The 18,409-nt window shown below is 73.7% G+C and carries 19 protein-coding genes; 11 read left to right on the forward strand and 8 right to left on the reverse strand.

Annotated elements, in window-relative coordinates; genetic code table 11:
* Positions 1-132 precede the first annotated feature (132 nt).
* From MWU57_RS01475 to MWU57_RS01485, 3 genes are all read left to right on the forward strand, one after another.
* A complete protein-coding gene (locus MWU57_RS01475) occupies positions 133-669 on the forward strand; it encodes a hypothetical protein (protein ID WP_246906852.1) in 537 nt (178 codons plus the stop codon).
* Between the two features lie 87 nt (positions 670-756).
* Positions 757-1,599, forward strand: a complete 843-nt coding sequence (locus MWU57_RS01480) for a helix-turn-helix transcriptional regulator (RefSeq protein ID WP_246906853.1) — start codon at positions 757-759, stop codon at positions 1,597-1,599.
* A 70-nt stretch (positions 1,600-1,669) separates the two neighbouring features.
* Positions 1,670-2,479, forward strand: coding sequence for a CdaR family transcriptional regulator (locus MWU57_RS01485; protein ID WP_246906854.1), 810 nt, complete (start codon positions 1,670-1,672; stop codon positions 2,477-2,479).
* On the opposite strand, the gene MWU57_RS01490 is transcribed toward MWU57_RS01485, so the two are convergent.
* The 5 genes from MWU57_RS01490 to MWU57_RS01510 form a co-directional block, all read right to left on the reverse strand.
* Positions 2,476-3,495: a hemolysin family protein gene (locus MWU57_RS01490; RefSeq protein WP_246906856.1), complete on the reverse strand. Its 1,020-nt coding sequence runs from the start codon at positions 3,493-3,495 to the stop codon at positions 2,476-2,478. The genes MWU57_RS01485 and MWU57_RS01490 overlap by 4 nt on opposite strands.
* A complete protein-coding gene (locus MWU57_RS01495) occupies positions 3,492-4,901 on the reverse strand; it encodes a hemolysin family protein (RefSeq protein WP_246907116.1) in 1,410 nt (469 codons plus the stop codon). Before MWU57_RS01495 ends, MWU57_RS01490 begins: the two co-directional genes overlap by 4 nt.
* Before the next feature lie 127 nt (positions 4,902-5,028).
* Complete coding sequence (locus tag MWU57_RS01500; RefSeq protein WP_246906858.1) at positions 5,029-7,464, reverse strand: glycoside hydrolase family 3 protein; 2,436 nt, start codon at positions 7,462-7,464, stop codon at positions 5,029-5,031.
* Positions 7,465-7,531: 67 nt separating this feature from the next.
* Entirely contained in the window at positions 7,532-7,960 is a 429-nt protein-coding gene (locus MWU57_RS01505) for an organic hydroperoxide resistance protein (protein ID WP_246906860.1), read from the reverse strand.
* Between the two features lie 34 nt (positions 7,961-7,994).
* The gene (locus MWU57_RS01510) at positions 7,995-8,450 is read right to left on the reverse strand and encodes a MarR family winged helix-turn-helix transcriptional regulator (RefSeq protein ID WP_246906862.1); all 456 of its coding nucleotides are present in this window, start codon (positions 8,448-8,450) and stop codon (positions 7,995-7,997) included.
* 117 nt (positions 8,451-8,567) lie between these two features.
* Between MWU57_RS01510 and MWU57_RS18280 the strand changes: the two genes are divergently transcribed.
* Positions 8,568-8,837: an acylphosphatase gene (locus tag MWU57_RS18280; protein WP_106269756.1), complete on the forward strand. Its 270-nt coding sequence runs from the start codon at positions 8,568-8,570 to the stop codon at positions 8,835-8,837.
* 15 nt (positions 8,838-8,852) lie between these two features.
* Here the strand turns inward: MWU57_RS18280 and MWU57_RS01520 are convergent, their stop codons facing one another.
* Positions 8,853-10,640 carry an ABC transporter ATP-binding protein gene (locus MWU57_RS01520; RefSeq protein ID WP_246906864.1) on the reverse strand — a complete coding sequence of 596 codons (1,788 nt, stop codon included), beginning with the start codon at positions 10,638-10,640 and terminating at the stop codon, positions 8,853-8,855.
* Positions 10,641-10,761: 121 nt separating this feature from the next.
* On the opposite strand from MWU57_RS01520, the gene MWU57_RS01525 reads away from it, so the two are divergent.
* The 5 genes from MWU57_RS01525 (at position 10,762) to MWU57_RS01545 (ending at position 15,104) form a co-directional block, all read left to right on the forward strand.
* Positions 10,762-11,439, forward strand: coding sequence for an ANTAR domain-containing protein (locus MWU57_RS01525; protein ID WP_246906866.1), 678 nt, complete (start codon positions 10,762-10,764; stop codon positions 11,437-11,439).
* Between the two features lie 94 nt (positions 11,440-11,533).
* A complete protein-coding gene (locus MWU57_RS01530) occupies positions 11,534-12,298 on the forward strand; it encodes a GAF and ANTAR domain-containing protein (protein WP_246906868.1) in 765 nt (254 codons plus the stop codon).
* Positions 12,295-12,996, forward strand: a complete 702-nt coding sequence (locus MWU57_RS01535; protein WP_246906869.1) for a GAF and ANTAR domain-containing protein — start codon at positions 12,295-12,297, stop codon at positions 12,994-12,996. The genes MWU57_RS01530 and MWU57_RS01535 overlap by 4 nt, the downstream gene beginning before the upstream one ends.
* 122 nt (positions 12,997-13,118) lie before the next feature.
* Complete coding sequence (locus MWU57_RS01540; RefSeq protein ID WP_165800072.1) at positions 13,119-13,802, forward strand: PAS and ANTAR domain-containing protein; 684 nt, start codon at positions 13,119-13,121, stop codon at positions 13,800-13,802.
* Positions 13,803-13,910: 108 nt separating this feature from the next.
* Positions 13,911-15,104, forward strand: a complete 1,194-nt coding sequence (locus MWU57_RS01545; RefSeq protein WP_246906870.1) for an alcohol dehydrogenase catalytic domain-containing protein — start codon at positions 13,911-13,913, stop codon at positions 15,102-15,104.
* Between the two features lie 113 nt (positions 15,105-15,217).
* Here the strand turns inward: MWU57_RS01545 and MWU57_RS01550 are convergent, their stop codons facing one another.
* Positions 15,218-16,081 carry an SDR family oxidoreductase gene (locus MWU57_RS01550; RefSeq protein ID WP_246906871.1) on the reverse strand — a complete coding sequence of 288 codons (864 nt, stop codon included), beginning with the start codon at positions 16,079-16,081 and terminating at the stop codon, positions 15,218-15,220.
* Positions 16,082-16,125: 44 nt separating this feature from the next.
* On the reverse strand, positions 16,126-16,896 hold the full coding sequence (locus MWU57_RS01555) for a PAS and ANTAR domain-containing protein (protein WP_106269763.1): 771 nt from the start codon (positions 16,894-16,896) through the stop codon (positions 16,126-16,128).
* 184 nt (positions 16,897-17,080) lie between these two features.
* On the opposite strand from MWU57_RS01555, the gene MWU57_RS01560 reads away from it, so the two are divergent.
* A complete protein-coding gene (locus tag MWU57_RS01560) occupies positions 17,081-17,746 on the forward strand; it encodes a PAS and ANTAR domain-containing protein (RefSeq protein WP_165800073.1) in 666 nt (221 codons plus the stop codon).
* A complete protein-coding gene (locus MWU57_RS01565; protein WP_246906872.1) occupies positions 17,743-18,285 on the forward strand; it encodes a DUF2231 domain-containing protein in 543 nt (180 codons plus the stop codon). Before MWU57_RS01560 ends, MWU57_RS01565 begins: the two co-directional genes overlap by 4 nt.
* The last annotated feature ends 124 nt before the right edge of the window (positions 18,286-18,409 follow it).

Consider the following 18,409-nt stretch of genomic DNA (forward strand, 5'->3'; position numbering starts at 1 on the left):
CGGACGCACCGGTGCGTCCGCCCGCCGGCGTGTGCCATGTGCCCTGTGCCGCGGCACACCGTTGCTGCACGACCCCGGTGAGCCGGCACACGCAGCGGTGGCGCCGGCGACCGGCAGTCCTAGCCTCACGGCATGCAGAGCACAGCGGCACGTGGGCGGACCGAGCTCGCCCGTGGGCTACGCCTCCAGGCCGACGGCCCCGCGCTCGACGCCTACGCCAGCCTCCGCCTGGCGCGCTCGGCGCTCGTCGCAGAACCCGGGCCGGCGCTGACCGCCGTCCAGGCCGCCGCCGCGGCCGCATGGACCGCCGGGGACCGCACCGCGTGCGTCGAGGCGCTGACCGCCGCGGCCGGGCTGCCCGATGACGGGGCACCGCTCGGGGCACCCGACGGCACGGCGCAGGACTACGTCGCCGGTCTGCTGGCGCTGCTGCGCGGCCGCTCCGCGGAGGCCGCCGGACCCTTGCGGCGCGTGGTGCGCACCGCGCTCACCGGGCACGAGCCCGAGGCTCTGCTGCTCGCGGCGGCCGCGGCGCTGCTCACCGGTGACGTCCCGGACGCCTGCCGTGCGGGCTCGCGCGCGCTGGCCGCCGCCCGGGCGGCCGGCGACGACGCGCTGGTCGCCCGGGCCGCGGAGCACCTGGCCTACGCCGAGCTGAGGGCCGGATGACACGCCGAGGCGCGCGAGCACGCCCTGGCCGGGCTGCGTGCGGCGCAGCGGTCGTCGCGCGCCAACACCGCTGCCCACCACCACGCCGTGCTGGCCCTGACGGCGTCGGTCCAGGGACCGCTGAGCGACGTGACGCGACACGCCACGGCCGCCCTGTCGACGGCACGCCGCCACGGGCTCGCCCAGCCGGTCACCCTGGCCGAGTGGGCGCTCGCCCGGGCCGAGCTCGTCGAGGGCCGCCCCGCCGACGCGGCCGGCCGGCTCGTGACACTCCTGGCCCCGTCCGACGGCGGGGCCCACTTCGCCCTGCGCGGCCTGGTGCTGCCGACGCTGGTCGAGGCAGCCGTCGGCGCGGGCGACCGCGCCACGGCTCGGGCCGCGATGCCAGAGCTCACCGCGTGGGGGCGGTCCGCGTCGGACCCGCAGTCGCCGGCCCTGCTGCTGCGCTGCGCCGCCCTGCTCGCCGCCTCCGACGCCGATGCGGACGCACGGTTCCACGAGGCGCACGTGTCGCACCTCGCGTCCGGCGGCACCTTCGAGGCCGCGCGGACGCTGCTGCTGCACGGGAGCCGGCTGCGTCGCCGTCGTCGTCCGAGCGATGCCCGGGACCGCCTGCGCGACGCCCTGCGGCTCTTCGAGCGCGCAGGCGCCGACCCGTGGGCGGACCGCACGCGCACCGAGCTGCGGGCCGCCGGGGGTGCGCAGCACCGCCCGGCTCCCGGGGACCTGACCGGCCTCACGCCGCACCAGCTGCGGATCGCCCGCCGCGTCGCCGCCGGGGACACGAACCGCGAGATCGCCGAACGCCTGTCGGTGAGCGTCCGGACGGTCGACTGCCACCTGCGCAACATCTTCGTCGCCCTCGGTGTCCGCTCGCGCGTGGAGCTCGCGCGGCAGGTACCCCCGGCCACGGGGCCGACCTCGCCCTAGAGACCGACCAGGCGGTATGTCATGCTGTCGCCTGGTGGGACGACGCCGGGGTCGTCCGCGAGGAGGATCCATGGCCGACGTCACCGCTCTGACCGCGCCGCCTGCCCCGCGCGCCGGTGCCCGGCGCGACGGCCTCTGGTCACGGCACCGCGCCGTCTCCGCCCTGCTGGACGGTTCCTGCCTGCTGGCCGAGCTGCGGCCGACCGCGGCCGCGCTCGCCATGCCGGTCGCGGGCCGCTACCAGGTGGTCGCGCTCGAGGGACGAGGTCCGGCAGCTCGCGCGGCCGGCCGCGCGACGGTCGCCCGCCGCGCCGCCCGGTTGCACTGGCACAGCTCGCAGCCCGTCGAGCTCGGGATCGTCCTGCTCGACGCCGGCTCCGACGCCGCGGGGCCGGCAGAGCTCGGCCCGCTCCCCGCCGGGGTGCGCCTCGGCGTCGGGATGCCCGTGGACGGGCTGACCGCCCTCGCCGACAGCCGCCGGCAGGCCGAGACGGCCCTGGGGCTGTGCCCGCCGTGCGGCGGAGCGGTCCGCCTGGCCGACCACCTGCCGGCGGCGCTGCTGAGCGTCGACCCGACCCTCGCCCGCCAGGTCCGTGACCAGGTGCTGGGCCCGCTCGGCCGCGCCGGCCACGACCGGGAGACCCTGCTGGACACGTTCGCGGTCTGGTTGGCCACCGACGGCTCGGCTCAGGAGGCGGCGCGACGGCTCGGCTGCCACCGCAACACCGTGACCAACCGCCTGCGCCGGATCGAACACCTCACCGGACGCCGCGTGGACCGCCCGCGGGACCTCGTCGATCTCACGCTCGCCCTGCACGCCCTGCACGCCGGGCCTGGTCCCGCGGCGTCCGACCCCGCGTGGCGCGACGGCTACAGCTAGGAGCCGGAGCTGGAGCCCGGGATCACGTGGCGCAACGCGTCCTCGAGGGTGACCACGCCGAGCGGAAGCGGCCCGTCCATCACCACGGCGAGCTGCTCGCCGGCGCGTCGCATCCCGGTCAGCGCCTCGTGCACCGGCAGGTCAGGTCGCACGACGTGGGCGGGCCGCGCCAGCTCACGTGCCCGGCGGTCGAGCGGCTCGAGGAGCGTGTCCCGGACGTGCACGACGTCCGGCGCACCGCCGCCGTCGGCCCGGACCAGGACCCGCAGGTGCCCGGATGCCCGCGACATCTCCTGGATGTCGGCCACCGTCGCCGTCGGCGGGACGGCCGTCACGGGCGCACCGGGCGTCAGGAACGACGAGACCGGCCGGGCCGTGAGGTCCAGCGCTCCGGACAGCGGGCTGCGGATCGAGGCGTCGATCGTCCCGACCTCGGCCGAGTGCTCCACGAGATGGCGGATCGTCGCCGCGTCCTGCCCGCCGACGGCTGCCCGGTCCACCGGCCGCACACCGGTCGCCGACACCAGGCGGTTGGCGACCTGGTTGATCCACAGCAGCAGCGGGCGGAACACCCACACGAACGCACGCGCCGGCGGGGAGACGAGGATCGCCGCTCGCTCCGGGTGGGCGATCGCCCACGACTTGGGTGCCATCTCCCCCACCACCAGGTGCAGGAACGTCACCAGCAGGAGCGAGAAGGCGAACGAGGCGGAGTCCGCCAACCAGCCGGGCAGCCCCCAGGACGCGAGGATCGGCGCGAGCCAGTAGTCGACCGCCGGCTTCGTCACGGCACCGAGCGCGAAGGTGCACGCCGTGATGCCGAGCTGAGCGCCCGCGAGCATCACGGTCAGCTCGTGGGAGGCCCGCAGGGCTGATCGAGCGCCACGGCTCGACGCCGCGACCTCCTCCAGGCGATGCCGCCGAGCGCCGAGGAGCGCGAACTCGATGACGACGAAGAACGCGCTGAGCGCGATGAGCCCCGTCGTGGCCAGGACGACGATCCACGCGTCACTCATCGGGCACCTTCCCGTCCGTCACGGTCACCGTCAGGGTCGCGCTCACCGTCATCCTCACCGTCGCCGGGAGCGTCCAGCGACACGCGGACCACGGCCGGCACCCGTCGGTCGACCTCGAGCACCTCGGCGTGCAGCAGGCGCCGGACCGGCTCCTCCAGGGCAAGGTCCGCGGGGTCGACCGGCAGCTGGACGTCGATCGACTCCCCGACCTCGGGCAGACCCCCGGACGAGGCGATCAGCAGACCGGCGAGCGTCTCGTAGTCGCCGCGCGGCAGGTCGTGGCCGATGGCACGCTCGACCTCGTCGAGGTGGACGTCACCGTCCATCCGCCACGCGTGCGGGCCGTCGGGCTCGACGACCTCGTCGGCGTCGACGTCGTGCTCGTCGGTGAGCTCGCCGACGATCTCCTCGCCGAGGTCCTCGAGCGTCAGGATCCCCGCGAAGCCTCCGTACTCGTCGATGACGCACGCCAGCTCGTCGTGCTCCGCGGCGAGCTCCGCCAGGGCGTCCGGCAGGCTCATCAGCGTCGGTACGACGATGGCCGGCCGCATGATCCGTGAGACCGGCAGGTCCTCGTCGGGCGCCGCCAGCACGTCCAGGAGATGCACGACGCCGACCGGCTGGTCCTCGGCCGAGGTCACCGGGTACCGCGTGTGCGCCGCCGCCATGAGGGCCCGGACCTCACCGACCGTGGCATCTTCGTCGACGGAGTCCACCCGCGAGCGCGGCACCATCGCGTGCTCGACGTCGCGCCCCGGGAAGTCGAGGATCCGGTCGAGCATCATCGACAGGTCTTCGGGCAGGTCGCCGCTCTGGCGCGAGTCCGCCACGATGTGCTCGAGGTCGCGCGCCGTCGCGCTGGAGTCCACGTCGTGCACCGGCTCGATCCGGATCAGCCGCAGCAGCGCGTTGGCGGCGTGGTCGAACACCGTGATCAGCCACCCGAAGGCCGCGAGGTAGATCTGCGTCGACCGGGCGAGCCGACGCGCCAGGGGCTCGGGGTCCGCGATCGCCAGGTTCTTCGGGAACAGCTCGCCGAAGATCATCTGCAGCACGGTCGAGGCGGCGAGCGCCAGCACCGTCCCGGCCGCGATGCTCACCCCCGCGGGGACGCCCACGACGCCGAGGATCTCGGCGAGGCTCTCGCCGACCAGCGGCTCGGCGACGTACCCGACCATCAGGCCGGTGACGGTGATGCCGAGCTGAGCCCCGGAGAGCATGAACGAGGTCCGGCGCGTCACGGCCAGGGCGCGCGCCGCGGTGGCGTCACCGGCGTCGGCCTGGGCGCCGAGCCGTGAGCGGTCCACCGACATGTAGGCGAACTCCTGGGCCACGAAGTAGCCGTTCGCCGCGATCACCACGGCGATGACCACGAAGCCGAGGAGCAACGTGGCCACGGTGATCAGCAACGGGCACCGCCGTCGGTCCAGGCGCCGGCGGTGCCCGGCCTATCGTCGCTGTCTGCGGATGTCGCAGGCTTGCTCACGGTACGTTCCACGCCTCCCAGCGGTGTCGTCTGGGCAGGATCCTAGCTCAGCCGCGCTCCTGCGCCCGGACCGAGAGCACCAGGCGCAGGACGTTGCGCGCCGTCCGCTGGAGCTCGCCGAGCGTGATCCCGTCCGGCGTCCCGAGCGACTCCAGCAGCGACCCGTCGCCGGTCTGGACCTCCCGCCCCCACGCTCCCGGCATGTTGACGTCGACCTGCGCGCGCACCCGGTAGGCGTCGTTGCGCAGCTGCGGGAAGTCCGGGTCGACGGCTTCGCGCAGCCACCAGTCGGTCATCACCGCGCCGTCGAAGCCCCACTCGCCACGCAGCACCGTCGTGACCAGGTCGTGGTGGTAGTGGCCCCAGGTGCCGTTGATCTTGTTGTACGAGGTCATGATCGTCCGCGGCGCGGCGGTCGTGACGCAGATCTCGAAGCCGCGCAGGTAGATCTCCCGCAGCGCACGCTCGGAGACCCGCGAGTCGTTGTGCTCGCGGTTGGTCTCCTGGTTGTTCGCCGCGAAGTGCTTCGGGCACGCGGCCAGCCCGTCGTGCTGGATCCCGCGGACCGTCGCCGCACCCATGATCCCCGTCAGCAACGGGTCCTCGGAGAAGTACTCGAAGTTGCGCCCGCACAACGGGTCGCGCTGGATGTTCATGCCCGGGGCGAGCAGCACGTGCGAGCCCTTGACCGCCATCTCCTGGGCCAGCAGCGTGTTGAGCCGCTCGACCAGGGCGGGGTTCCAGGTGGACGCCAGCGCCGTTCCGCTGGGCAGCAGCGAGGTGTAGGTGGCCAGCCGGATCCCGGCGGGGCCGTCCGTCGTCGTCAGCGCCCGCACGCCCTTGCCCCGCAGCGAGGCGACCGTGCCGCCCAGCGCACCGGCGTTGCCCGGCGCGCCGAGCGCGGAGTCCATGACGTAGTCACCGCGGCTCAGCGCCTCGAGCTCGTCGTCGTCGAGCTGCGCGAGGAAGGTGTCCAGGTTGGCGTGGCCGCCGGCGACGTCGTCGAGCGTGACGCCCCGGTCCCCGGTGCGCTCCAGCGGGACGGGCAGGTCCGCGAGCACGCGGTCACGACGGGACACCGTGGACGCCGGCACCTCCTCGTACCCGGCGACCGTGCCGCCGTCGTCCCCGGTGCGTGCCACGAGCCGCTCGAACGTGTGCTGCGGCTGGACGGCCGCGACCTCGCTGAGCCGGCGCACGACCCGCAGTGCCGGGACGTCGACCCCGCCGCAGACCGTCGCGGACCGCACGTCCGTGCCCAGCAGCACCTCGTAGCGCCCGGCCTCCAGGACGTACGCCGACCGGTGACCGGTGACCCCGGCGTCGTCGTAGGCGGCGACGTCGTCCAGGTCGAACCGCAGCTCGAGCCGCTGGGACTCGCCGGGCGCCAGTACCCGCGTCTTGGCGAAGGCGGCCAGGTGCCGGGCGGGCCGGCCCAGCAGACCGTGCGGCGCGCGGACGTAGACCTGGGCGACCTCCGTCCCCTCGCGGGCACCGGTGTTGACGACGTCGACGGGCACGACGACGATCCCGCCCTCGTCCGTGACGCCCGCGCTGCGGACGTCGAACGTGGTGTAGCCGAGCCCGTACCCGAACGGGTACAGGACGTGCTCCGGCGCGAAGGTCTCGAAGTACCGGTACCCGACGTACACGTCCTCGACGTACTCGTTGAAGTCCTCGCCGCCGAAGTGCCCGGCGCTCGGGTAGTGCTCGTAGGCGTCCGCGATCGTGGCGGTGAGCTTGCCGCCGGCCGGAACCACGCCGGTCAGCACGTCGACGACGGCCCGGCCGGACTCCATGCCCCCCTGCCACGCCAGCAGCACGGCGTCGAGGTCGTACTCGCGCGTCCAGGCGAGGTCGATGACGTTGCCCGTGTCGACGACGACGATCGTGTGCTCGAACGTGGTCGAGACGTGGTGCAGCAGGTCGCGCTCGTCGTCCGTGAGGTGGTAGCTGCCCGGCTCGAGCGCCTGTTCGCGCGCCTCGCCGGCGGACCGGCCCACGACCACCAGCGCGAGCGGGGTGCGTCGGGCGACCGCCGCGACGTCGTCCGCCGTCAGGGGCATCTCGGGGTGCGACCGGGGCCAGGTGCCCCACTCGGGCTCGGCCTCCACGGGGTGCTCGTCGCACCACGCCTCGTAGCGCGCGGCGAGCTCGGCGTCGACCTCGACGGCGTCGCTTGCACGCAGGGCGTCGAGGAGGTTCCAGAGGTACGGCGGGCGCACGTCCCCGCCGGAGCCGTAACCCACCGTGAAGTAGTCGCGCTGGACACGACCGAAGACGGCGATGGTAGCGCTCCCACCCACAGGCAGGAGCGCGTCGTCGTTCTTGAGCAGCACGACGCCCTCGGCCGCCGCACGGCGGCACGCCTCCCCCATGCCCTCGGGGATCCAGCGGTCCTGCGACTGCAGTCGTACCCGGCCCTGGGCCAGCTCGTCGGTGCTGTGCGCGGCCGCGCCGATCCCTGCGTCTCGTTGATTCACGCGCCGTACTCTACGCGGCCGGACGAGGGGCGACCGCCTGGACCGCCCGCCCGTCCGACCTCGCGTCTCAGCCCTCGACGACGGTGACGCTGACCTCGATGTTGCCGCGCGTCGCGTTCGAGTAGGGGCACACCTGCTCGGCGGCGTCCGCGAGCGCCTGGGCCTGGTCGGCGGGCAGGTGCGGGACCACGACCTCGAGCTCCACGGCCAGCTCGAAGCCGCCGCGGCCGTCCGGGCCGATGTGCACCCGGGCACCGACCGAGGTGTCCTCGAGGGTCACCTTCTGCGCGCGGGCCACGGCCTGGAGCGCGGAGTGGAAGCAGGCGGCATACCCCGCGGCGAAGAGCTGCTCGGGGTTCGAGCCGTCCCCCGAGCCGCCCATGGGCTTGGGGATCGCCATGTCGAGGTCGACCCGGCCGTCGTCGGAGCGGACGTGTCCGTCACGGCCGGCGCCGGTGGAGAGCGCCTCGGCGGTGTACGCGATGGAGGTGGGCATGGTGGAGTTCCTTCCGTCCGTGGGTGGTGGTGCGTCATGCCCCGATACGGCGGGGCAGCCGGTCGTTCGCCTCGTGGAGGCGCGCGAGGAGCTCTTCGGCCTCGTCACGCCGGCCAGGCATCCGCTCGGCCAGGCACCGCTGGACGTCGGCGAGCTCGGCCCGCAGCCCTCGGCCGGTCTCGGTCAGCGAGACCGACACGACGCGCTCGTCGTCCGCCGTGCGCCGACGTTCGACGAGCTCCCGCGCCTCGAGCCGCTTCACCAGCGGCGACAGCGTGCCCGAGTCCAGGTCGAGCAGGCGTCCGAGCTCTCCGACGGTGAGCGGGACGTCGTGGTTCGCCCAGAGCATCGTCAGGACGATGTACTGCGTGTAGCTGAGCCCCCACGGGGCGAGCAGCTCCTGGTAGATGCGCCCGATCCTGCGCTCCAGCGAGTACACGGCGAAGCAGAGCATCGGGTTCAGGGCCGCGGAGGCTCCGGCGTCGGGCATGGGGAAAACAATGGCACGCAATCTCATTGCGCACAACTTAACGTCGGGGCCGGGCGAGCGGCGACACCGCCACCCCCGCCGCGCGCGAGCCGCCGGTGGCGGCCCTACCGTGGAGCGGTGAGCATCCGGGTCCATGTCCTCGTCCGCGGGGCCGTCCAGGGGGTCGGCTTCCGCGCGGCCGCCGAGCACGCCGCCCGCGACGCGGGCGTCGCCGGCTTCGTCCGCAACCGCACCGACGGCACGCTCGAGGCGGCGCTGGAGGGCGAGCGAGCCGACGTGGACCGGGTGCTCGAGCTCCTGCGCACCGGACCCGACGGTGCGCACGTGACCGGCGTGGAGGTCGAGCAGGTCCCGCTGCGCGACGAACGCTCGTTCGCCGTCCGGTGAGCGCCGTCCGACGGCCTACGCGCTGAGGTCGCCCTCCTGCGCCGCGTGCAGCGTCGCGTACCGGCCACCCGCGGCGAGCAGCTCGGCGTGCGCGCCGACCTCCACCACCCGGCCGCGGTCCAGCACCACGATGCGGTCGGCCCGCCGGATCGTCGACAGCCGGTGCGCCACGACGAGTGTCGTCCGGCCCCGCATGAGGCGGTCGAGCGCGTCGCGCACCGTGGCCTCGGCCTCCGGGTCCAGGGCGCTGGTGGCCTCGTCGAGGAAGAGCATGCGCGGGTCGCGCACGAGCGCTCGGGCGATCGCCAGCCGCTGCCGCTGACCGCCGGACAGCCGGGCTCCACGCTGCCCGACCACCGTGTCCCACCCCGCGGGCAGGGCGCTGACGAACTCCCAGGCGTTCGCGTCCCGCAGGGCGGCGGCGATCCGCTCGTCCGACGGGTCCTCGAGCCCGTAGCCGACGTTGTCGCGGATCGTGCCCTCGAACAGGACGGACTCCTGCGGCACGACGGACACCGAGCGCCGGACGGTGCGCAGGTCCAGCTCCGCCATGTCCTGCCCGTCGAGCAGGATCCTCCCGGCGGTCGGCCGCACGAACCCCAGCACGAGGTTGAGCAGGGTGGACTTGCCCGAGCCCGAGGACCCGACGAACGCCACGGTCTCGCCAGGACGTACCTCGAGATCGACGGCGTGCAGCGCGTCGGCCTCGGACTCGGGGTAGCGGTGCGAGACGTGCTCGATGCGCAGGTGGCCCTCGACGTGGTCGACGACGCGCTTGCCCTCGTTCGCCTCCAGGTCGGGCTCGGCCAGGACCTCGGCGATCGAGCGCATGGACTCCACGCCGCGGGCGGTGACCGGCACGAGGTTGAGGACCTGGGTCAGGCCCTGCGTGAGCAGCCCGAAGTACGTGGACAGCAGGACCACCTCACCCGGGCTGATGACGATGAACCCCGTCAGGGAGACGACGGCGGCGAGCACCAGGCAGCACACCCCGAGGAACTGCATCGCCACCCAGGACACCGACGCGACCCGCCCGTTGAGCATGTCGAGGTCGAACGCCGCGCGCCGCACGTCGTCGGCACCGGACGCCACCCGCGTCGTCGCCGTGCGCTCGAGCCCGTGGGCACGGGTGACCGGGATGAGCGAGGCCATCTCCCCGACCTGCGTCGCGAACGTCTCCATCTCGCGGCGGAACAGCTCGTTGCGCGACCGTGACCGCTTCGCCATCGTGCGGCGGATCACCAGGGCCGTGGGGATCGCGAGCGCGTAGACCGGGAGGAACTCCGGCACCTTGATCGCCGTCATCGTGACGGCTCCGGCGAGCACCATGACCGCGGAGAGCAGCGGGTGGGTGACCTGCTGGAGCATCAGCTCGACGTTCTCCACGTCCCGCACCACCTTGGACTGCACCAGCGCGGCGCTGGAGCGGGCGTAGTAGCCGATCGACAGGCCCTGCAGGTGCTCGACGAGCGCGTTGCGCAGCCGCGCCCCCGTCCCGCGCACCACCGTCATGAAGTTGCGGGTGTAGACGATGTGGTGGGGGTAGTTCTGGGCGAGCAGCACCGCGGCGAGCGCGAACCAGAGCAGCACCGTGGTCACAGCGCCCCCGTCGGCGACGATGTCGATGACGGCACCGGTGATGACCGGCAGGAACCACAGCGGGATCTCCTTGACCGTGAAGGCGTACAGGGCGACCGCCAGCCGCCTCCGCTGCGTCCCGAGCAGGCGCAGGATCGAGCGGACCGGGCGGGCGCCGTCGACCCGATCGGCGTCGGCGGGGTGGGTAAGGGCTTTCCTGCGCATGCGCCGATCGTATCGATTCACACCGGCGGGCCGCACGACCTGTCCGCGGGCGTACCGTGGAGACAGGCGACCGGTCACGGACGCCTGCTCGCGTGGCGCGACCCGCCACGGGAAGGCAACCATGACCCTCTCGGGGTACCTGCAGGAGTGTGCCGCCCGGTCCGCCGGGGTGCTGGGCGACGATCTGGACGCGAGCGTGACCCTGCGCCAGCACGGGCTCACCGTGCACGCCGGGAGCAGCAGCGACGACGCGGCCCGGTGCGACCGGGCGGAGGCGATGGCGGACGACGGGCCCTGCATCGACGCCATGGTGAGCGGCCTCATGGTGGACGTCGCCGCCGTGGCGGACGAGGACCGATGGCTGCAGTGGCGCCGGCAGAGCCTCGAGGCGGGCTTCGTCAAGGCGCTGGCCGTCCCGTCGCCGGTCGCACCCGGCATCGCGGTGGCGCTCAACCTGTACTCGCGGTCGCCCGGTCCGTGGGGCGAACGACTGGTCGGCGCCGCCGAGGAGTACTCCCGGCTCATCGCCGGGGCGGTGCGCCTGCAGCTCGAGTTCGCCGACCTGGACGACGCGGCCGGCGCCCTGTTCCGCGGGGCCTCGCACGCCGCGATCATCGAGCAGGCGGTCGGCGCCGTGATGGAGACCAACGGGTGCTCCGAGGAGGCCGCGCAGGAGCTCATCCGGTCCGCGGCCCGGCGGCGCGGCGTCCCCGAACGCGAGATCGCGACCACCGTCCTGCGCTCGCTGGTGGCTTACGGCACGGGGAACATCGTCGACGACCGGCTGCCCGGCCCGTGAGTGCCGCCGCGGACCCGCCCTCCGCCCGGACCGGCGTGTGCCGACGCGTCGGCACGGGCCGATGATGGAACACTGAAGCTGACGACGAGACGAGGTGACGGCTGGTTTGAGCCCTACGGAGCTGTTGGGTCTGCTCGCCCAGACGCTGGCCTCGGCCGACGCCGAGGAGCCGCTCGCCGTCCGGCTGTGCCGGGCCGTCGTCAAGATCGTCGACGGCCACGGCGGCACGCTCGCCGTGGCGTCGGTGCCCGGCGACCGCATGGTCGTGAGCACCTCCACCACGTACGCGCAGATCGACGCCCTGCAGGAGCTGCTCGGCGAGGGACCCGTGCCGCAGGCGATCCACGACGACCGCCTCGTCGTGGCACGCGTCGAGGACTCGCCGAACCGCTTCCCGACGTTCGCCCAGGAGGCCGCCAAGGCCGTCGGCGGGCCCCTCACCGTCTACGCCGTACCGATGCACGCGGGGGTGCGGACCGTCGGGGTCCTCAGCCTGTACCTCACCAGCGGCCAGCTGTCGCGCGGCAGCGCGGACATCCAGTTCCTCGCCGACGCGGTCGGCACCTCCCTGATGAACGACCTCGACGCCCTGGACTGGTCGCAGAAGTCGCACGTCCACCAGGCCACCGGCATGGTGACGGCGCAGCTGCGGATCCACCCCGACGACGCGCTGGCGGTCCTGCGGGCCCATGCGTTCGCCCGCTCCACCGACCTGCAGACCGTGGCCGACGACGTGCTGGCGCGGCGGATGGCCTTCTCGCACGACCGGGGCAAGGAGCGCGAGCAGCATCACGAGCAGGACCAGGACCAGGAGCAGGACCAGCCGTCGGACGACAACGACCGAACCGAGGAGCCATGACCCCGCAAGAACCCACCGACACGTTGGCCGGAGCCGCCTCCGCGCTGGTCCACGGCCACGACGTCACGGACCTGCTCCTGCGACTCACCCAGCAGGCCACCCGCACGTTCGGCGGGGACGTCGGGGGTCTCCTGGTCAGGGCGGACCGCGCCGGGCGTCTGGAGGTCCTCGCCGCCACCGACCACCTCGCGAGCCATCTCGAGGTGTACCAGGCCCAGCGGGTCGAGGGCCCCTGCGTCGACGTCGTCGTGACCGGGGCGCCGGTCGCCGCGGTCGGCCGCGAGGAGCTCCTGGAGCGCTGGCCCGCCGTCGGCCGGGAGATCGTCGACGCCGGGCTGCGCAGCGTGCACGCGTTCCCCCTGGCGTGGCGCGGCGCCGTCGTCGGCGGCCTGAACATCTTCGCGCGGCACGACCTGGAGGCGACGCCCGAGACCGCGAGGGCCGCCCAGGCCGTGGCGGACATGCTCACCCTGGTGGTGACCCAGCCCGACACCCTCGGCGAGGACGAGCTCGCCCGCCGCATCGACCACGCGCTGGCGGGACGCGTGGTCATCGAGCAGGCCAAGGGCGCCCTGGCCGAACGTCTCGACCTCGACATGGCCCGGGCCTACGACGCGCTCGTCGAGCGGTCGCTGCGCACCGGCACCACGGTCACGGAGACGGCACGCTCCGTGCTCCAGGAGGCGCAGGAAGGCTGAGCCTCGCCCGGCGGACGGTCACGGCGCAGCAGTCAAACGTGCGTTCGGCCGTTTCGGTCTGTACTTTTTTCCCTGGTGAGTCAGGAAGCGGCTCCACGGTGAGACGCAGACTGGAGCACGGCGTGTCTTTCGACGAACCTGACGCCCGACGTGGCCGACGAGGTGCGGGCCCGACCGGACGTTACCGGCTCGACCTGGCGACGCGGACCTGGTGGTGGTCCGACGACATCTACGCCCTGCACGGGTTCGCCCCGGGCGAGGTGGTCCCGACCACCGACCTCGTCCTGGCCCACCACCACCCGGACGACCGGCCCCGCACGGCCCGGTTCCTGGCCGCGGCACGACGGACGGACAAGCCCTTCGGCGCGATGTACCGGTTGATCGGGGCGGACGGCACGGAGCGGTCCGTCGTCGTCGGCGGGATGGTCGAGCCGGTCAGCGACGGCGGCGAGCTGGTCCTGCACGGGTACGCCACGGACGTGAGCACCACGGTCGAGGAGCGGGCCGGCGCCGTCGCCAACCAGCAGATCCGGGCGTCCGCACGCAGCCGCGGCGTCATCGAGCAGGCCAAGGGAGCGCTCGCCGCCGTCTACCGGATCTCTCCGGAATCGGCGTTCGAGGTCATGCGGGTCGCGTCGAACGACCAGAACACCCCCCTGCGCGAGATCGCGGAGGCCGCGTTGGACGCCGCCACGAGCAGCACGTCAGGGCGCCGTGCGCGGCTGGACGACCTCCTCGCCGGCGTCCCCGCGCAGGACGGCAGGTCACCCCGGGGCGCAGGCGCGCGGTCGGTCACGGCCTCGTGACGCCCTGACCGACCCGGGCCCGAGTGGCAACGACCGGCGTCCCGCCGCAAGGTGGATGGGTGCTCGAGAAGCGCGGCACACGGCTCCCTCTGCGGAACGAGGAGACGAATGCGTGCGCTCACCTGGCAAGGACGCGAGACGGTCTCGGTCGAGGACGTCCCCGACCCCCGTATCGAACAACCCACCGACGCGATCGTCCGCGTCACGTCGACCGCCGTCTGCGGGTCCGACCTGCACCTGTACGGCGTCCTCGGGATGTTCCTCGACGCGGGTGACGTCCTCGGGCACGAGGCCATGGGCGTCGTCGAGGAGGTCGGCCCCGCCGCCGGTGACCTCCAGGTCGGCGACCGGGTCGTGGTCCCCTTCACCATCTCGTGCGGCAGGTGCTGGATGTGCACCCGCGGTCTGCAGAGCCAGTGCGAGACGACCCAGGTCCGCTCGCAGGACAAGGGTGCGGCGCTGTTCGGCTACACCCGCCTGTACGGACAGGTGCCCGGCGGCCAGGCGCAGTACCTGCGCGTGCCGCAGGCGCACTACGGGCCCGTCAAGGTGCCCGACGACGGTGCCCCGGACGAGCGCTACCTCTACCTCTCGGACGTGCTGCCGACGGCCTGGCAGGCCGTGGAGTACGCCGACGTCCCCGAGGGCGGCAGCGTGGTGGTCGTCGGGCTCGGACCAGTCGGCCAGATGGCGGCCAGGGTGGCGCTCCACCGCGGGGCCGGGACCGTCGTCGGCATCGAACCGGTCGCCGAACGCCGCGCCATGGCCGAGCGGCACGGGGTCACCACGCTCGACCCGCAGGCCGCCGGGGCGCTGGTGCCAGCCGTCCGGGACCTCACGTCCGGGCGGGGACCCGACTCCGTCATCGACGCGGTCGGGATGGAGGCGCACGGCTCCCCCGCGGCGGAGACGGTCCAGAAGGCCGTCGGGTTCCTGCCCGACGCCGTCGCCGCGCCGCTCACCGAGCGCGCCGCCACCGACCGCCTGGCCGCGCTGCGCACAGCGTTCGACCTCGTCCGCCGGGGCGGGACCGTGTCGATCTCCGGGGTCTACGGCGGTGCCCTCGATCCCCTGCCGATGCTGCAGCTGTTCGACAAGCAGGTGACGCTGCGCATGGGGCAGGCGAACGTGCGCCGGTGGGTCGACGACCTGCTGCCGCTGGCCCAGGACGCGGCCGACCCGCTCGGCGTGCTCGACCTGCGCACGCACCGGGTGCCGCTCGAACGCGCCCCGGAGGCGTACGCCACGTTCCAGCGCAAGGAGGACGGCTGCATCAAGGTCGTGCTCGACCCCTGGGCCTGAGGGCCGTCGTCCGGACGGTCCGAGCACGCGGAGAGGCTCGGAGAGACGCAGAGGGCGGCCCCGGCACGCTGTGGCAGGGGCCGCCCTCTCGGCGTGATCGCGCGACAGGTTCCTCAGAAGACCGGCTTGCCGCCGGTCACGCCCAGCACCGTGCCGGACACGTAGCTCGCCTCCGACGGGGACGCCAGGAACACGAAGGCGGGCGCCACCTCGGCCGGCTGGCCGGCGCGCCCCAGCGGGGTGTCCTGGCCGAACGACGCCAGCTTCTCCTCCGGCTGGGTCGCGGGCTGCAGCGGCGTCCAGATGGGTCCGGGCGCCACGGCGTTGACCCGGATCCCTCGGGGGCCTAGCTCGGCCGCCAAGTTGACCGTCAGGTTGTTGATCGCCGCCTTCGTCGAGGCGTAGTCCACCAACGACGTCGACGGCTGGTAGGCCTGGATCGACGAGTTGTTGATCACCGCCGATCCTTCCTTCAGGAAGGGCAGTGCCGACTGCGTCACCCACAGCAGCGCGTAGAGGTTCGTCTTGAGCACGCGGTCGATCTCCGCCGTGGTGACGTCCTCGATCGACTCGCGGCGCGCCATCTGGAAGCCGGCGTTGTTCACCACCACGTCGAGGCCGCCCAGCGCCTCGGCCGCCCGCTCCGGCAGCGCCCGCGCGGTGGCCTCGTCGGTGATGTCCCCCGGCAGGAGCGCGACCGTCCGGCCGGCCTCCCGGACCCACCGCGCCGCCTCCTCGGCGTCCTGCTGCTCCTCCGGCAGGTAGCTGATCGCCACGTCCGCGCCCTCCCGGGCGAAGGCGATCACGACCGCCCGCCCGATGCCCGAGTCGCCGCCGGTGACGAGCGCCCGCCGTCCGACCAGGCGGCCCGACCCGCGGTAGCTCTCCTCACCGTGGTCGGGCCGCGGGCTCATCTGCCCCGTCCACCCCGGCGGGTCCTGCTGCTGCGCGGGGAAGGCCCGCTGCTCGTCCGTCATCTCCTACCTCCTCGGTCTCGTGTGCGCCGTCGCTGGGCTACTTGTCAGCTCGCGCGCCGCCGGGCCAGCTGGGCCTCGCGCATGTGCGGGCGCCGGTCGGGGACGACCGCGTCGAAGGTCTGGTCGACCGTCTTGCAGGCGTCCTGCCCGAGGCCGGGTCCGGAGGCGAGCTGCGTCATGACCTGGGCGGCCGTCTGCCGCAGCCCGGCGCCGGTGGCGCCGGCCTGCTGCACCAGCATGGCCTCGGCCGCGTCCTCGTCGAGGCCGTGCACCGCCATGAGCACCCCCTTGGTGCGCTCGATGGCGGCAGCGGACACATAGGCCGCGTCGATGGCCCGCTTCACCTGCTGCTCGACGGCCTGCTTGCGCACCGGGGTGATGTCGACGATGTACCCGACGACCTGCTCGCCGCCGGTCTCGCGCGAGCGCCGCGCCTGGCCGGTGACCACGAGGTCCCGGGTGCGGCCGTGCGCGTCGACGATGCGGTGCGAGCAGGCGAACGCACGTCCTGAGCGCAGGGCGGCCAGCGACTCCTTCACCAGCCGCTCCCGCTCGTCGGAGTGCTGGTGGCGACGCAGCACGTCGGGGTCGGGCGAGACCTCGTCGGCCTCGTACCCGTGGATCGTGGTGACCTCTTCGGACCACCACCACCGACCCGTCTCCAGGTCGACGCTGTAGCGCCCGACGAGCACCCCCGTGCCCACCGCGAGCGTGCTCGCCAGCTCCTCGGCGGTCACCGGCCCCGCCTGGTCCGGGTGCGGGGCGACGAAGGGATCGGTCGCGGTGGTCGTCAGCGGTTCCGTGGTCTGTGCCATGGTCAGTCTCCGTCCGGACGAAGTCCGAAGCCGCTCCTTGACCTCGCTCGCCACGCTAGCCCCGGCCCGGCGACCGCGCCAACCGACGACCTCGCGCCGCGTCCGATGTTGTCGCGCCGGGCTGCGGGGCGTAGCGTCGAAGTGCGGTCATGAAGCGGCCACCACCCTGCCTCCTGGAGTGAAGATGACGACGGTCCCGGACGACGAGACACTGGCGAAGGTGCTGTCCCGAGGAGACCAGGCCTCGGTCGGAGAGTTCCGCGTCACGGTCGCCACCGACGAGTGGTGGTGGTCCGACGTGGTCTACGAGATGCACGGGTTCGCGCCGGGAGAGGTGGTGCCGACGAGCGACCTCGTCCTGGCGCACAGCCACCCCGACGACCGCCAGCACGCGCAGGCGGTTCTCGACGAGGCACGGTGCAGCGAGGAGCCGTTCGCGATGATCCACCGCATCGTGGACGCCCAGGGCGAGGGCCACGTCGTCGCCACGGTCGGCAGGGGGCGGTGCGACGACGACGGCACGGTGACGGAGGTCACCGGCTACCTGCTGGACCTGACGACGAGCGTGCGCCACCTGGCCTCGGAGGAGGCCAACGCCTCCATCCAGGCCGCGGCCCGCAGCCGGCGCGACATCGAGCAGGCCAAGGGCGTCCTCATGATGGTCCTCGGGGTCGACGACGACGGCGCGTTCCAGATCCTGCGCCGGCTCTCCAACGACACCAACACCCCGCTCAGGGTGCTGGCCGGCTGGTTGATGACCAGCGCGCGCGAGGCCGAGACGCCGTCGCGCGACGCGGTCCTGGCCTTCCTTCGGGGCCTGGAGGAACACGGCGCCGTGGAGTCGCGATGACCGGCGGACGGCGCGGACCGCTGACCGGCGTGCTCGAGCGGCTGGAGCGCAGCGAGTCGGCCGACGGGCTGTCCGGCGTCGTGCTGCGGGCCGCGCGCCAGGTGACACCGACCGCCGGGCCGCTCTACGACGAGCTGCGCGGACGGTCGCTGGGCCATCCGCTGCACGCTGCCCTGACCGACCTCCCCGTCGGCCTGTGGGTCGGCGCGGCGCTCCTGGACCTCACGCGCCCGCCGGGCCACGCGACAGCCGCACGGCGGCTCGTCGGGCTGGGCGTGCTGAGCACCGTTCCCACGGTGGTCACGGGGCTGACCGACTACCGCGCGCTGACACGGTCCGCACGACGCGTCGCGGCCGTCCACGCCACGACGAACGGCGTGGGCAACGCCCTGATGGCCTCGTCCTGGGTCGCACGCCGCTCCGGGCGCCAGCGCACGGGTGTCCTGCTCTCGACCGCCGGCCTCGCTGCCGCCGGGCTCGGAGCCCTGCTCGGCGGCCACGTCGCGCTGGGCATGAAGGAGCCCGCCGAGCTGCCCTGACGGACGTCGCCGGACGCAGAAGCGGTTCGTCTTGCGAAGAAGCGCTTCTCGGGGTGACGGTGTGGACGGGTTGCAGCAGCGACGACCCGTCGACCGTCGGACGGCTTCGGTGAGCCTGTCCGAC

The organism is Isoptericola sp. S6320L, from assembly GCF_023015685.1.
In the GTDB taxonomy this organism is placed as follows: Bacteria; Actinomycetota; Actinomycetes; order Actinomycetales; family Cellulomonadaceae; genus Isoptericola; species Isoptericola halotolerans_A.